This is a genomic window from Acidovorax sp. GW821-FHT10E03 (genome assembly GCF_059415205.1).
In genome coordinates, this window is sequence record NZ_JBWKMU010000016.1 from 59,418 (window position 1) to 73,781 (window position 14,364).

Annotated in this window: 13 protein-coding genes; 6 read left to right on the plus strand and 7 right to left on the minus strand. The window is 70.3% G+C overall.

The window, feature by feature from the left end:
* The 3 genes from AC07OD_RS24995 (at position 1) to AC07OD_RS25005 (ending at position 2,090) form a co-directional block, all read left to right on the plus strand.
* On the plus strand, positions 1-816 hold the full coding sequence (locus tag AC07OD_RS24995; protein ID WP_010461614.1) for an ABC transporter permease: 816 nt from the start codon (positions 1-3) through the stop codon (positions 814-816).
* The gene (locus AC07OD_RS25000; RefSeq protein WP_494598289.1) at positions 813-1,394 is read left to right on the plus strand and encodes a nitrous oxide reductase accessory protein NosL; all 582 of its coding nucleotides are present in this window, start codon (positions 813-815) and stop codon (positions 1,392-1,394) included. The genes AC07OD_RS24995 and AC07OD_RS25000 overlap by 4 nt, the downstream gene beginning before the upstream one ends.
* 72 nt (positions 1,395-1,466) lie before the next feature.
* Positions 1,467-2,090, plus strand: a complete 624-nt coding sequence (locus tag AC07OD_RS25005) for a nitrous oxide reductase accessory protein NosL (protein ID WP_492255361.1) — start codon at positions 1,467-1,469, stop codon at positions 2,088-2,090.
* 76 nt (positions 2,091-2,166) lie between these two features.
* Here AC07OD_RS25005 and AC07OD_RS25010 read toward each other — a convergent pair whose 3' ends face one another.
* The 3 genes from AC07OD_RS25010 to ypfJ all read right to left on the minus strand — a co-directional run bounded on the left by AC07OD_RS25010 (position 2,167) and on the right by ypfJ (position 6,980).
* The gene (locus AC07OD_RS25010; RefSeq protein WP_218293638.1) at positions 2,167-3,675 is read right to left on the minus strand and encodes a DEAD/DEAH box helicase; all 1,509 of its coding nucleotides are present in this window, start codon (positions 3,673-3,675) and stop codon (positions 2,167-2,169) included.
* 161 nt (positions 3,676-3,836) lie between these two features.
* The gene (locus tag AC07OD_RS25015; RefSeq protein WP_494598290.1) at positions 3,837-6,032 is read right to left on the minus strand and encodes a SulP family inorganic anion transporter; all 2,196 of its coding nucleotides are present in this window, start codon (positions 6,030-6,032) and stop codon (positions 3,837-3,839) included.
* Between the two features lie 72 nt (positions 6,033-6,104).
* A complete protein-coding gene (ypfJ, locus tag AC07OD_RS25020; RefSeq protein WP_218293637.1) occupies positions 6,105-6,980 on the minus strand; it encodes a KPN_02809 family neutral zinc metallopeptidase in 876 nt (291 codons plus the stop codon).
* Between the two features lie 154 nt (positions 6,981-7,134).
* Between ypfJ and pcp the strand changes: the two genes are divergently transcribed.
* The 3 genes from pcp to AC07OD_RS25035 all read left to right on the plus strand — a co-directional run bounded on the left by pcp (position 7,135) and on the right by AC07OD_RS25035 (position 10,536).
* Positions 7,135-7,812: a pyroglutamyl-peptidase I gene (gene pcp, locus AC07OD_RS25025; protein ID WP_369641768.1), complete on the plus strand. Its 678-nt coding sequence runs from the start codon at positions 7,135-7,137 to the stop codon at positions 7,810-7,812.
* Positions 7,813-7,882: 70 nt separating this feature from the next.
* Positions 7,883-8,848 (plus strand): delta(1)-pyrroline-2-carboxylate reductase family protein, encoded by a 966-nt coding sequence (locus AC07OD_RS25030; protein ID WP_494598291.1) that lies wholly within the window; start codon positions 7,883-7,885, stop codon positions 8,846-8,848.
* Positions 8,845-10,536, plus strand: coding sequence for a sensor domain-containing diguanylate cyclase (locus AC07OD_RS25035; RefSeq protein WP_492245846.1), 1,692 nt, complete (start codon positions 8,845-8,847; stop codon positions 10,534-10,536). Before AC07OD_RS25030 ends, AC07OD_RS25035 begins: the two co-directional genes overlap by 4 nt.
* Before the next feature lie 67 nt (positions 10,537-10,603).
* Here the strand turns inward: AC07OD_RS25035 and AC07OD_RS25040 are convergent, their stop codons facing one another.
* The 4 genes from AC07OD_RS25040 to AC07OD_RS25055 all read right to left on the minus strand — a co-directional run bounded on the left by AC07OD_RS25040 (position 10,604) and on the right by AC07OD_RS25055 (position 14,274).
* Entirely contained in the window at positions 10,604-10,963 is a 360-nt protein-coding gene (locus AC07OD_RS25040) for a hypothetical protein (protein ID WP_218293631.1), read from the minus strand.
* A 145-nt stretch (positions 10,964-11,108) separates the two neighbouring features.
* The gene (dcd, locus tag AC07OD_RS25045; protein WP_056167817.1) at positions 11,109-11,681 is read right to left on the minus strand and encodes a dCTP deaminase; all 573 of its coding nucleotides are present in this window, start codon (positions 11,679-11,681) and stop codon (positions 11,109-11,111) included.
* A gap of 80 nt (positions 11,682-11,761) precedes the next feature.
* Complete coding sequence (gene guaD, locus AC07OD_RS25050; protein ID WP_218293630.1) at positions 11,762-13,060, minus strand: guanine deaminase; 1,299 nt, start codon at positions 13,058-13,060, stop codon at positions 11,762-11,764.
* An 83-nt stretch (positions 13,061-13,143) separates the two neighbouring features.
* Complete coding sequence (locus AC07OD_RS25055) at positions 13,144-14,274, minus strand: BMP family ABC transporter substrate-binding protein (RefSeq protein WP_218341450.1); 1,131 nt, start codon at positions 14,272-14,274, stop codon at positions 13,144-13,146.
* Positions 14,275-14,364 lie beyond the last annotated feature (90 nt).

The window sequence follows — 14,364 nt, forward strand, 5'->3', positions numbered from 1 at the left end:
ATGGAATTCCAACAAATCTTCACCATCGCGGGCAAAGAGTTCCGCGACCGCATGCGCAACCGCTGGGTGCTGGCCGTGGCACTGGTGTTCACCGTGTTCTCGCTGGCCATCGCCTACTTTGGCGGCGCGCAGCAGGGCACGGTGGGCTTTCGTTCCATCGAATTCACCATCGCCAGCCTGGTCAGCCTGGTCATCTACCTCATCCCGCTGATCGCGCTGCTGCTGGGCTTCGACGCCATCGTGGGCGAGCGCGAGCGCGGCTCGCTCGACCTGCTGCTGTCATTGCCCATCACGCGGCTGGAGCTGCTGCTGGGCAAGTACCTGGGGCTGGCGGCGGCGCTCACGCTCTCGACGCTGGCGGGGTTCGGTCTGGTGGCGGTGCTGCTGGTGCGGCAGTTCAGCGGGGCTGCGCTGTTCCACTACGGCGGCTTCATGATCAGCTCGGTGCTGCTGGGGCTGGCGTTCCTGAGCATGGCGGTGCTGCTCTCGGTGCTCACGCACGAGCGCACACGCGCCTCGGGCCTGGCGATTGCCGCCTGGTTCTTTTTTGTGCTGGTGTTCGACCTGCTGCTGCTGGGCGCCCTGGTGGCCACGGGCGGCAGCGTCGGCGGCGAGGCCATGGCCTACCTGCTGCTGCTCAACCCGGCCGACGTTTTCCGCATCCTCAACGTGTTCTCGCTCGACGACGTGCGCACCCTGTACGGCCTGACCAGCATCGTGCCCCCCGCCCTGGCCAAGCCATGGCTGATGGGCGCGGTGATGGCGGGCTGGATCGTGGTGCCGCTGGGCCTGGCGAGCTGGAGATTCAAGCCATGACGAAAAAAACCCACAACCAATATCAATGCGCCTGCGCCACGCGGCGCCAACTGCTGGGCTGGGCGGCCCTCGCATCGCTGGGCACGCTCACCGGCCTCGCGGGCCTGACCGGCTGCAGCCAGGCGGACAACAGCGCGCAGTCCCTGAAACCCGTGGAGATCGACCGCACCACCAGTTGCGAACTCGACGGCATGCTGCTGGCCGACTACCCCGGCCCCAAGGCGCAGGTGCGTTTCGCGGGGCAGGACAGGCCCTCGTTCTTTTGCGACACGGTGGAGCTTTTCAGCACCCTGCTGGCCGGCGAGCAGGTGCGCGCCGTGCAGGCCGTGTATGTGCAGGACATGGGCCAGGCCGACTGGAATGCCCCGCAGGGCCACTGGATCGACGGCAAGACCGCCCTCTACGTGGTGGGCGGCAAGCGCCACGGCTCCATGGGCCCCACCATCGGCAGCTTCGCGCAAGAGGCCGACGCGAAGAAGTTCGCCGCCGAATACGGCGGCAAGGTGCTGCGCTTTGCCGAGATCACGCCCGCCATGGTGGACCTGAGCGGCGGGGCACTGCACGACACGCGGATGTAGGCGATGCAGCCCCCCATGCCCCCACGGCCGGCCCCCTCGGCCCGCGCCCCGTCCCGCGCGCCCACGCGGCGCATGGCGCTGGCGGCGGTGCTGCTGGGCACCGCCAGCCTGGGGGCCTGGCAATGGCCCCCGAGGTGGCGCCGCGCCCCGGCGGCAGCCGCCGATGCCGCGATGGTGGGCGACGATGTGTGCGTGGTGGCCCCGACGACGCCGTACGACCCCGCGCTGGGCCAGCCGCCGCAGGCCGCCCGCGAAGTGCCCCCCGAGGCACGCTGCCCCGTGTGCGGCATGTTCCCGGCCCGCGCGCGCGACTGGGCGGCGCAGGTCATTTTTGCGGACGGGGACGCCCAGTTCCTGGATTCGCCCCTGAGCCTGATGATGTACCTGGGCAACGTGGGCCACTATGCGCGTGGGCGCACGGCGCAGGCCATCGTGGCCCGCTACGTCACCGATGCGGACACCGGCGCGTGGCTGGATGCCCGGCAGGCGCTGTATGTCCATGGATCTTCCGCGCGAGGGCCCATGCGCGCGGGCAACCTGCCGGCCTTTGCCGACGCTGCCGCGGCGCAGCACTTTGCGCAGCGGCGTGGTGGGCGGGTCTTAGGGTTCAGCGCCATCGACGCGGCGCTGCTGCGGTCATTGGCCCCGGGCAGGCGGCAGGACCACGCCGTCCATGCAGGCCCACCGCAGCCGTAGCCACGATCTCAATGCACTATCAAAAATAGAGCATCCAGCGCTTGCTCATCAAGCGCCAGCGGCCAATTTCACCCAATTATTGTGCCGACGTCTCGGTCTGCGGCTGAACTGCCTTGAACAGCGCGGCCACCTTGCGCTTGGGCTTGATGTTGGCCGACACGCTGCTGCGCGGCGCCGACTTGGCGGCTTCCCAGGCAGGGGCCGCATCGGCGGCGGTGCTGGCCTCGTACGGTTTCTCGAAGAAGGGATCGCGCGAAGCGACCGCAGGACGGAAGCCCCGGTGCTGCTCGCGTGTCTCGCGGGATTCGCGGCCGCCACGGTGGTCGCGCTCACGTTCACGCTCGCGGCGGGGGCCCGCCGAGATCGCATCGCGCCCGTCGCCCGTCTCGCCCGCTTCGCGCCAGGCGCGGCGGCCGTCGTTGATGCGGCCACGCGGCTGGTCTTCCTCGTATTCGATGGCTTCGAGTTCGATCTTTTTCTTGATCAGCTTCTCGATGTCGGCCACCAGGCGGGCATCGCTGCCCGACACCAGCGTGACCGCCAGGCCCGAGGCGCCCGCACGGCCCGTGCGGCCAATGCGGTGCACGTAGTCTTCGGCGTTGAACGGCACGTCGAAGTTGAACACCGCCGGCACGTCCTTGATGTCGAGGCCGCGGGCGGCCACGTCGGTGCACACCAGCAGGTCCACTTCACCCTTCTTGAACGCTTCCAGGGCCTTCAGGCGCTCGTCCTGGCTCTTGTCGCCGTGCAGCGCGGCCGTCTTGAGGCCTTCGCGCTCCAGGCTGCGCGCCAGGCGGGCACAGCCGAGCTTGCTGTTCACGAAGATGAAGGCCTGCTTCAAGCCCCGGGTCTTGAGGACCTGGTGGATGGCGCGGCGCTTGTCGTCGTCGTTGGCGCTGTAGAAGCGCTGCTCCACCGTGGAGGCCGTCTCGTTCGGGCGGGCCACCTCGATGGTGACGGGGTTCTGCAGGTAGCTGCCGGCCAGGCGCTTGATCTCGGGCGAGAACGTGGCGCTGAACAAGAGCGTGGTGCGCTGCTTGGGCAGGTAGGACAGGATGCGCTGCAGGTCGGGCAGGAAGCCGATGTCCAGCATGCGGTCGGCCTCGTCGAGCACCACGTACTCGACCTGGTTGAGCACCGCGTTCTTGGCCTCGATGTGGTCGAGCAGTCGGCCCGGCGTGGCCACCAGCACTTCGACGCCCTTCTTGAGCTCGATGGTCTGCGGCTTCATGTCCATGCCGCCGAACACCACGGTGCTGCGCAGCTTGGTGTACTTGGCGTACAGCGCGATCTGCTGGGCGACCTGGTCGGCCAGCTCCCGCGTGGGCAGCAGCACCAGCGCACGCACGGGGTGGCGGGCGGGAGAGGTGGAACTGCTCTCGTGCTTGAGCAGGCGTTGCAGCAGGGGCAGCGAGAACGCCGCCGTCTTGCCGGTGCCGGTCTGGGCCGCGCCCATCACGTCCTGGCCGGTGAGCACCACCGGAATGGCCTGCGCCTGGATGGGCGTCATGGACTCGTAGCCCATTTCGGCCACGGCGCGCGCCAGCGGCTCGGCCAGCGATAGATTGGAAAAGGAACTTGTCATTTAGCCCTCTATTGTCGCACCGGTGGCCCAAAATGCCATTTTTAGCGTTTTGGCGGCACGTCGGCAGCCGTGGTGCAGGGCATGCACGGCGGCCATTCACTATGTTTTTGATAGCTTCCAGCGCATAGGGGACAAGCGCTGCATGCCATCTGGACGGAAAACTACTCCAGCACCGCCCGCAGCTGGCGGGTGGTGGCCGCCAGGCGCCTCGCCCCGATCTGGGCGAGGTTATTCATCACCGTGAGCGCCGCCTCCGGGTACTGGCGGGCCCACGCGTCGAAATGCGCGCGGGACAGGCGCACCAGGTGTGCGCTGCCCCGCTCGGCCCCGGCGCTGGCGCTGCGGGCCGCCCCATTGAGGAACGCCATCTCGCCAAATGCCATGCCCGGACCGACGGTGGCCAGGCGCAGCCCCTTTTCCGGGGGCCACTGCGTGACCAGGGTGATGTGGCCCGACTGCACCACGAGCAGGTCGTGGTCGGTGTCGCCCGCATTGAAGACCACGCCGCGTGCCGGCACCGTCTCGCGCTCGAGCAAGGCCAGCAGGGCATCGCTCGCCGCGCGCGGCACGCCTTCCCCGATCTCGCCCAGCAGGTCCCGGGCGGGATGGGCCGGGCGCTGCTCGATGGGCCGCTGCGACAGGATGCCGGCCTCCGCCCATTCCAGGGCCCGGTCCACATCGGAAAAGGAGCGCACATGGTCCCTGGCCTGTTCGGCGGCCAGGGGGTCCAGCGCCGCCACGGCCGCCGCGATGCCCTGGTGGCCCAGGTCGCGCACCAGGGCGCGCAGCTGCGCGAGCGCGGTGCTGTCCCACGCGGGCACGCGCCCCGCATCGAGGATCACCCACCGGTGGCGCGGCTGCAGCAGCAAACGCACCTGCTCGGCCAGGTGGGCGGCCACGCCAAACGACATCACCCCCTGCAGCTCAAAGACGGCGATCTGGTTCATGCGCGGAACGAGCCAGGTGTCGGACACGGCCCGGCGCAGGCGGCGCGAGCGCAGTTCGCCATCGAGCCGCACATGCCGCAGCACCTTGGCGGCCGAGTCGTGCAGCAGCACGAACGTGGCCACGACCAGGCCCGCCACCAGCGCGCCCACGCCGCCCATGACGGCGAACACCAGCGCCACCAGCCAGCTCTGCGCCCAGGTCACGCGCGAGCTGCGCGCATAGCGCAGCGACCACATGAGGCCCGGCACCTGCAGCAGCCCCGCCAGCACCAGGCCTCCCGCCAGGCAGGCCATGGGCACCCAGTGCAGCCACCATGCGCCCGTGGCGGCCACGCCCAGCATGATCGCCGCATGCCACCGCGGCGCGTCGCGCGAGGCCCCGGCCTGCGCCAGCACGATGCGCGAACGCGATGCGCTGGTCGATGCGGGGATCATTCCGGCCAGGCCGCACAGCGCTCCGAGCAGGCTCTCGCGGCGCAGGGCCAGGTTGGGATTGCCGCGCAGCCCGTGCTCCAGTTCCAGCTCCTGGTTGAACACCAGGATCTCCAGGCTGTTGACCAGGGCCATCAGCAAGGCCAGCACGACCAGCGCCGAGCCCTCCTGCTGGGCCAGCGCCATCCAGGGGATGCCCGTCCAGTCGGGCCACAGCGGCCCGGCGAAGCTGCTGGGCTGCACGGCGGGTGCGAACACGGCCCCCAGGCCGCCGCCCCACAGCCCGGCCAGCGCCACCCCCAGCGTGACCAGGACCACCGCGGACAGCAGGCCCGGCGAACGGGGCCAGCGGTGGCGCAGCGCCCAGGCGATGGCCACCACGGCCGCGGCCGCCAGCGCATGCCAGCCGGTGCGCGCGTCCCACAGCGCGTCGGGCCCCGCGCCAAACCCATTGCGCACCTGGCCCACCACCATGGACAAGCCCACCCCCGCGGCGAAGCCGTGGGTCACCGAGATCGGCAGGAACCGCGCCACGGAAGCGAGCCGCAATACACCCAGCAGCCACTGGAACACGAAGGCCAGCCCCACCGTCGCCCCGCTCACGGCCAGCACCTGGCGCGCGCTCAGGCCCAGCGCGGGGGCCGCGCCGTGGGCGGTGGCCAGCACCGCCGCGAACAGCAGCGCGACCACGGTGGTGGGCGCATACACCACGCCGGCGCGCGGCGCGGCCAGCGTGAGCAGCAGCCCCGGCAGCGCGGCGGACCACAGCGCCAGTGCCGCCAGCGGGTAGTCGCCCGCCAGCGGTGCGAACGCCAGCAGGCCCAGCCCCACCGCATGGGGCACCGTGACCGCCGCGGCCGACCATGCCGCCGCGACCCCCGAGGAGGGCGGCTGCGGCAGGGGCCCGGCCACCCCGCTGCTGGCGCCGCCGGAGGGACCGTGGGCCGAAGCCGTCGAAGACAAGGCGGTGGCGGACATGGCAACCGTGTTTTTTCTCAGGGCTTGCGGGCCGCCGGACACCGGGTGCAACCCGCCGCGGCGGCCAGCGCGCTACAGGCTGCGGGCCGAGAAGGTGTCGCAGGCCTTGACGCTGCCGTTTTGCAGCCCGTTGTTGAACCAGCGCTGGCGCTGGGCGCTGGTGCCATGGGTAAAGCTCTCGGGGACCACCGCGCCGCCGCTCGAGCGCTGCAGCGCATCGTCGCCAATCTTGGCGGCCGCGTTCATGGCCTCCTCCACATCGCCCTGCTCCAGGATCTGGCGCGCGTTCTGCGCATGGTGGGCCCACACGCCCGCGAAGCAGTCGGCCTGCAGTTCCAGGCGCACCGACAGCGCGTTGTATTCCGTCTTGCTCACGCGCCCGCGCATCTGGTCCACCTTGCCGCTGATGCCCAGCTGGTTCTGCACGTGGTGGCCCACCTCATGCGCGATCACGTAGGCCTGCGCGAAATCGCCCGGGGCGCCCAGGCGGCTCTTGAGGGTCTCGTAGAAACCGAGATCGATGTAGACCTTCTGGTCGGCCGGGCAGTAGAACGGCCCCATGGCCGCCTGGCCCGTGCCGCAGGCCGTGGGCGTGGCTCCGCGAAACAGCACCAGGCGCGGTTCCTGGTAGCTGCCGCCGCCCTGGCGGAACACGGCCTTCCACACGTCCTCGGTATCGGCCAGCACGGTCGAGACAAAACGGGCCATGGTGTCGTCCGCCGGCGGGCGCTGGGCGGGCCCCTGCGACTGCACCTGCGCCGGGGGGCCGCCACCGCTGAGCAGCCCCAGGATGGTCAGCGGGTTGATGCCCAGCACCCAGCCGCCCACGAGGGCGATGACGATGGTGCCGATGCCGATGCTGCGTCCGCCAAAAACCGGCGATCCGCCGCCGCCTTCGCCGCGGCGGTCCTCCACGTTGTCCGATTCGCGATTGCCTTCCCATTTCATACCGTATCTCCAGCGCCCTCGCCCTGCGGAAGGCATTGCCGCCATATTACGCGCCCGGCAGGAACTCCAAGCGCAGATTACGATGGCCTGCCTGTCCGCGCCCCGCGGGCATGCTCCACCATCGACCTGGCCACAACCCGCCCGCACTCCCTCCATGCTCCACGACGCATCGCACTACGCCCCCCTCGCGGGCGGGGTCATCCTGCTCACCGGGTTCGACCCTTTCGGGGGCGACGCCCTGAACCCCAGCTGGCTCATCGCCGAGGCCCTGCACGGGCAGCACATCGCCGGCCACCGCGTGGTGGCCGCGCAACTGCCGACCGTGTTCGGGGAATCGCTGCAGCAGCTGCGGGCCTTGGCCGAGGCCCACCGGCCCGCGCTGATCGTCTGCCTGGGCCAGGCGGGCGGGCGCGGCGCGCTGTCGCTGGAACGGGTGGGCATCAACATCAACGATGCCCGCATTCCCGACAACGCCGGCCGCCAGCCCGTCGACACGCCCGTGGTGCCCGGCGGCCCCGCCGCCTACTTCGCGAGCCTGCCCGTCAAGGCCATGCTGCGCGCCGTGCAGCGCGCGGGGGTGCCCTGCGAGGTGTCGCAGACGGCGGGCACCTTTGTCTGCAACCATGTGCTGTACGGGCTGATGCACATGCTGCAGGCGCAGGACGCGGACCTTCCGGGCACCCGCGGCGGCTTCGTGCACGTGCCCTGGCTGCCAGGCCAGGGCACGCCCCACCTGGCGCTGCGGGAGATGGTGCGCGGCATCCATGCCGCCCTGTGGGCCGCCATGCTGGTCCGCCAGGACATCGCGCTGGGCGCCGGCGCCACGCACTGACTGAATGCCGGTCTCCGCACCACGGGCTTGCCCGCTTCCCCGGCACCATGGCCCTGTATAAAGTCTCGCGATGCCTTCCCACCTTCTTTCCGGATCCCCCCGCGCGCTGGACGCCGCGGCCACCGCGGCATGCCTTCCCTGGGATGCGCTCGCCGACGAGATCGCGGCCCTGCTGCGGGACGGTTCGGTGGCGGTTCCTGCGCGCACGGTGGTGGCGCTGGCCGGGGGCGCCAACCTGTTCGTCATGCCCGCGGCCGACAGCCGCGTGGCCATGGCCAAGCTCATCACACTGACACCAGGCAACGCGGGAACCCGCCGCCCCGCGATCCAGGGGGATGTGGTGGTGTTTGATGTCGCGACCGGCGAGCGCCGCCTGGTCCTCGACGGCCCCACGATCACCGCGCGGCGCACCGCGGCGGTGTCGCTGCTGGCCGCACGGCACCTCACGCGCGCGCCCGAGGGGCCACTGCTCATCGTGGGTGCCGGCGTGCAGGGCCTGGCCCACCTGGAGGCGTTTGTTCTGGGCATGGCGGTGCGCGAGGTGTGGGTGGCCTCGCGCAGCGCGGCCAGCGCCGAGGCGCTGGTCCGGCGCGCCCATGCGCTGGGCGCCCGGGCGCGCGTGGTGGCGAACGCGGACGACGCGGTGCCGCACTGCCCGCTGATCGCCACCTGCACGCCCGCGCACGCCGTCGTGCTGGCCGCGCCGCCACGACCCGATGCCTTCGTGGCGGCGGTGGGCGCCTACACCCCCGCGATGGCCGAGCTGGCGCCGGCCCTGTGCCGCCACGTGGCGCTGCGGGGACACATCGTGCTGGACAGCGACGATGCGCGCCACGAGGCCGGCGATCTGCTGCAGGCAGGAATGGATGTGGGCGTGCTGCCTACCTTGCGGGACGTGCTGCACGGCCGGCCCATCCCCCCGGAAGGCCCCGTGCTGTTCAAGAGCTGCGGCTGGGCAGGCTGGGATCTGGCGGCGGCACGCCTCGCGGTGCACCCGCCGGTGTCGACAGGGCACGCCCCGCGGGCCACGCCATGACCCCCCTCCGCTTCTCGGACCACAGCCTGCGCGCCCAGATCGCGCTGGTGTTCGGCGCGCTGGTGGTGGGCCTGGCGGTGCTGCTGTCCCTCGCCTTCGGAGAGCTGCTCAAGCGGCGCATCGAGCGCGATGCCGGCACCGCCCTGCAGGTGATCGCCGAGAACGCCGGCAAGCTGCTGGCCAACGGCTTGCTGGAACGCAGCCGGGAAGCCGAGGTGCTGGCCGCCGCCGAAGTGGTCTGGGTCAAGGGGCTGGACACCCCCGAAGGCCACCACATGCTGGCCCGCAGCCAGGCCACCCAGCCCCACAGCGTGTGGATCGGCGTGGCCGACGCCCAGGGGGTGGTGCGCACGGCCACGGGCGGCCTGCTCGTGGGCCAGAGCGTGGCGCAGCGGCCCTGGTTCCAGGAAGGTCTGCAGAAGCTGCACGTGGGGGACGTGCACGCGGCCAAGCTGCTGGAAAAGCTGCTGCCTCCCAACCCCTCGGGCGAACCCTACCGGCTCGTCGACTTCGCGGCCCCCATCCGCATCGGCCCCACCACCGTGGGCGTGGTGGGCATCCATGGCAGCTGGGAATGGACCCGCGAGGTCATGGTCAGCCTCACGCCCGCGCACACCGAAGACAGCGCGGTGGAACTCTTTGTCTTTGACCGCGAGGGCCAGCTCATCTATGCCCCCGGCGGCCAGACCCAGGCCCTGCGGGAGGCCGGGCAGCACCTGCCGGCCGGGGCCGCGGCGCCCGGAGACCGGGCCGCCAGCCCGGCGGCCGTGGTGCCGTGGAGGGACGGCCGCAGCTACCTCACGGCGATGGTGCCGCTGCGGGCGCGCAGCAGCGCCAGCGACCTCGGATGGCGGGTCGTCGCCCGTGAGCCCGTGGAGCTGGCCTTCGCCGAGGCGAGCCGCACCGTGCGCATGGCCCTGGCCATCGGGCTGGCTGCCGCGCTTCTGGCCTCGGTGCTGGCCTGGCTGGCGGCACGCCGGCTGAGCGACGATCTGTACGCGCTGGCCGATGCCGCCAGCGCCGTGGAAGCCGAAAAGGCCGGGGCCCGCATTCCGCAGGCGCACAGCAGCCGCGAAGTGCGCCAGCTGTCAAGTGCCCTCGGGCGCATGACGCACCGGCTTCTGGCATCCCGCGAGGCCATGGAAGAGAAGGTGCGCGTGCGCACGCTGGAGCTGGAGGCGGCCAACCGCGCGCTGGACCTGCAGGCCCGCACCGATGCGCTGACCGGCCTGCTCAACCGCCGGGGCTTCGAAACGCAGATGGCGTTTGCGCTGGCGCTGGCCCGGCGCAGCGGCCGCCCCTTGAGCCTGATCACGATCGACGTGGACCATTTCAAGCGCGTGAACGACACCTACGGCCACGAGGCGGGCGACGAAGTCCTGCGCCGGCTGGCACGCACGCTGGAGGTGCGGCTGCGCAACTCGGACGTGGTGGCGCGGCTGGGCGGGGAAGAGTTCGTGGCGCTGCTGCCCGATACCGACCTGGCGGGCGCCCAGGCCATTGCCCAGTCCCTGGTCGCGGCCATGGCCGCGCAGCAGGACCCGGTGGTCGGGCTCATCACCGTGAGCGCCGGCGTGGCCAGCATGCGCAGCCTGCAGGACAACGGCACGGACCTCCTGCGCCGGGGCGACGCCGCGCTCTACGAAGCCAAGGGACAGGGACGCAACCGGGTCTGCGTGGAGGCCTGAGAAACGGAGTGTGAGTGGATGGGTGGGTAGATGGATGGTGCCGCGCTGGCGCGTGGCCCGGTGCCACCTAGGCCCCGTCGATGTCCGCCACGACGGCGCAGCCTTGCGGGGCCGTCGCGTCGAAATAGGCCTGGAGCCGCTCGGCCAGTGCATTCAGGCCGCCGTCGTTCGCGGCGCGCGCCATGGCAAGCTGTTCCAGCGCGTAGGGCCGGTGTCCCAGCATCATCGCGGTGTTCACGCAATGGCCCGCCGCCGCCATCTTGAGGACGAAGGCATTGAGCGATTCGCACGGCCAATAATGCGCCTGCGGCCCGCCGTGCGGCTGCGAGGGCGCGAACCCGAGGTCGCCCGCGCCACAGGCGGCGTGCAGGGAAAGGCCCGTACCCCGGGCCTTGGCGGGTGTGAACGGCGCAGCAAAGGTCAGCATGGGAGGACTCCTTCTTGCCCACCGCGACATCGGGGTGGCATGACACGATGCTAAGAACCTTACCTGCGCTTGCACTTCAGCCAACGGGCTGACGCGCTGTAGGACGCGGCCCCTGGCGGCCCGCCGGCCGCGCGTGCGGCCGATGTCAGGCCTTGGGCAGGGTCACGCCCACCTGGCCCTGGTACTTGCCCCCGCGGTCGCGGTAGCTCACCTCGCACACGTCGTCCTTGTCGCTCTCGAAGAACAGCACCTGCGCGCAGCCCTCGCCCGCGTAGATGCGCGCGGGCAGCGGCGTGGTGTTGGAGAACTCCAGCGTCACGTAGCCTTCCCACTCGGGCTCGAACGGGGTCACGTTGACGATGATGCCGCAGCGCGCATAGGTGCTCTTGCCCAGGCAGATGGTGAGCACGTTGCGCGGGATGCGGAAGTACTCCATCGTGCGGGCCAGCGCGAAGCTGTTGGGCGGGATGATGCAGCTGTCGCCATGGAAGTCCACGAAGCTCTTCTCGTCGAAGTTCTTCGGGTCCACCACGGTGCTGTGGATGTTGGTGAACACCTTGAATTCGGGCGCGCAGCGGATGTCGTAGCCATAGCTGCTGGTGCCGTAGCTGATGATCTTGCGGCCCTCGGCCTCGCGCACCTGGCCGGGCTCGAAGGGCTCGATCATGCCGTGCTCGGCCGCCATGCGGCGGATCCATTTGTCGCTCTTGATGCTCATAGCAGAACTCCCTGCGCTGTGGCCCGCACAGTGGTGGACTGCCGGGCGCTATTAAATACGTAGCTGGTAGCGCATGAATATCAAGCGCTAGAGCCGTATTTTGCTTGAGAAATCACTGTTTCCTGCACCACCCGGTCGTCGCCGAGCACGATCAGCGCAAACAAAAGCTCATCCAGGTTGCGCGCCTGGCGGGTCTTGCGCGCCAAAAGGGGGGTGGCCTCAGGGTTCAGCACCACAAAATCGGCCTCGCAGCCCGGCTGCAGATTGCCCACCACGCCCGCCAGGCCCAGCGCCTTCGCGGCCCCCGCCGTGTGCCGCCACCACAGCTGCCGGGGCGACAAACTCAGGCCCTGCTTGCTCTGCCCTTCGCGGCCCACATAGTAGGCCGCCAGCATGGTGTGGAACGGGCTGAAGCTGGTGCCCCCGCCCACATCGCTGGCCAGGCCGTAGCCAAAGCCCACGCGGTCCGCGCCCGCGTAGTCGAAGAAGCCGCTGCCCAGAAAGAGGTTGCTGGTGGGGCTGACGGCCGCCACGGTGCCGGTGTCGCGCATCAGCGCCCGGTCGTCGTCGTCGAAGTGGATGCAATGGGCGTACACCGCGCGCTCGCGCATCAGGCCAAAGCCGTCATACACCGCCAGGTAGCTGCGCGCATCCGGAAACAGCTCGCGCGCCCAGCGGATCTCGTCGCGGTTCTCGGCCACATGCGACTGGATCCATACATCCGGGTAGCGCGCGGCCAGCTCGCCCGCGCCGCGCAGCTGTTCATGCGTGCTGGTGGGCGCAAACCGCGGCGTGATCGCGTAGCCCAGGCGGTCCACGCCGTGCCAGCGTTGGATCAGAGCCTCGGTGTCGAGCAGGCTCTGCTCTGTCTCGTCGCGCACGCCGTCGGGCGAGTGGCGGTCCTGCAGCACCTTGCCGGTGATCAGGCGCATCTGCCGGCGCTGCGCCTCCCCAAACAGCGCATCCACGGATGCGGGGTGCGAGGTGGCGAACGCCAGCGCCGTGGTCACGCCGTTGCGCAGCAGCTCGTCGACGAAGAAGCCCGCCACCTCGGCGCCGTAGGCCGGATCGACAAAACGCGACTCGTGCGGAAAGGTGTAGTTCTCCAGCCAGGGCAGCAGGCCTTCGGCGGGGGAACCAATCACATCGGTCTGCGGAAAGTGGATGTGCATGTCCACGAAGCCCGGCGCCAGAATGCGCCCCGGCAGGTGGACGACAGGCTCGCCGGCGTACCGGTGCGACAAGGCCTGCCACCCGCCCGCCGCCAGCACCCGCTGGCGGCCGCCGGCGTCGGGGCCCACGGCCAGCAGGCCGTCTTCATCGTAGAGGGCCGTGCCGTCATCGGCAAAGCGCAGGAGGGCGGATCGGTAGACAGGCATGGCGCAAGCTTAGCGGCAGGGACGGCGGCTTGCATATGGCGCGCCCCATAGTGGCTATAGCGCGCGCCGGCGAGACGGCAGGATCACCGCGCCAGTTTGCCCTGCACCCCTTCCACCAGCCAGTTCATCTGCAGGATCTGCGCATCGGAGAGTGCCTGGCCCGCAGCGATCACTTCGTGCCCTTCGTTGTCCCGCACCGGGGCCTTGCCCGCGCGAAACGGCTGCAGCCTGCCCGCGCCAATGGCCTTCTGCGCGGCCAGCACCTCCTGCTGCACGGCCGCCGGCACCCGGGAGCCAAAGTCGCCCACGCGGATCATGCCCTCGCGCACCCCGCCCCAGAGGGCGGCGCTTTTCCAGGTGCCGCTCTGCACGGCGTGCACGCGCTCGGTGTAGTACGGGCCCCACTGGTGGGTCACGGCCACGATCTGGGCATCGGGCCCGGTGCGGCGCATGTCCGAGTGGTAGGCCACGGCCATCTTGCCGCGCTCCTGCGCGGCGACCATCACGGCCGTGGATCCGGTGTGAAAGGCGATCACATCCACGTCCTGGTTGAAGAGCACCATGGCCGCATCGCGCTCCCTGGGCGGGTCGAACCACACGTTGATCCACACCACCTTCACGGTGGCCTGGGGGTTCACCGAACGCATGCCCAGCGTGAACGCGTTGATGCCCTGCAGCACCTCGGGGATCGGGAATCCCGCCACGTAGCCCGCCACGCCGGTCTTGCTCATGCGGCCCGCCGCGATGCCCGCCAGGTAGCGCCCTTCGTAGTAGCGCGCATTGGCCACGGCCACGTTGGCGGCCGTCTTGTAGCCGGTGATGGATTCGAACTTCACGTTCGGGTAGTCCTGCGCGACCTTGAGCGTGGGCTCCATGTAGCCGAAGCTGGGCGTGAAGATGATCTGGTGGCCCGTGGCGGCCAGGTCGCGGATCACGCGCTCGGCATCGGCCCCCTCGGCCACGTTCTCGACGAAGGTCGTCCTGACCTGGCTGCCCAGCGCGGCCTCCACCGCCTTGCGCCCTTCTTCGTGCTGGCGCGTCCAGCCCGCCTCGGTGATGGGCGAGACGTAGACGAAACCAGCCTTGACGGGTTCGGCGGGCGCCGCCCTGGGAGCGGCCGCGCCAGTCTGGGAAAAAACGGGGGAGATGAAAACGGCGCCCGCGAGCGCACTCACACAAGCCGCACGCAGTGCGGTGGCGAGGTTTTTGTACATGGTGTTCCTCTACATGGTCCCGATGACAGAAAAAGCAAAAGGCTGCCGGGACAGCAGCCTTTGCAAGGGCGGTATTGTAGCCAGCGGGGG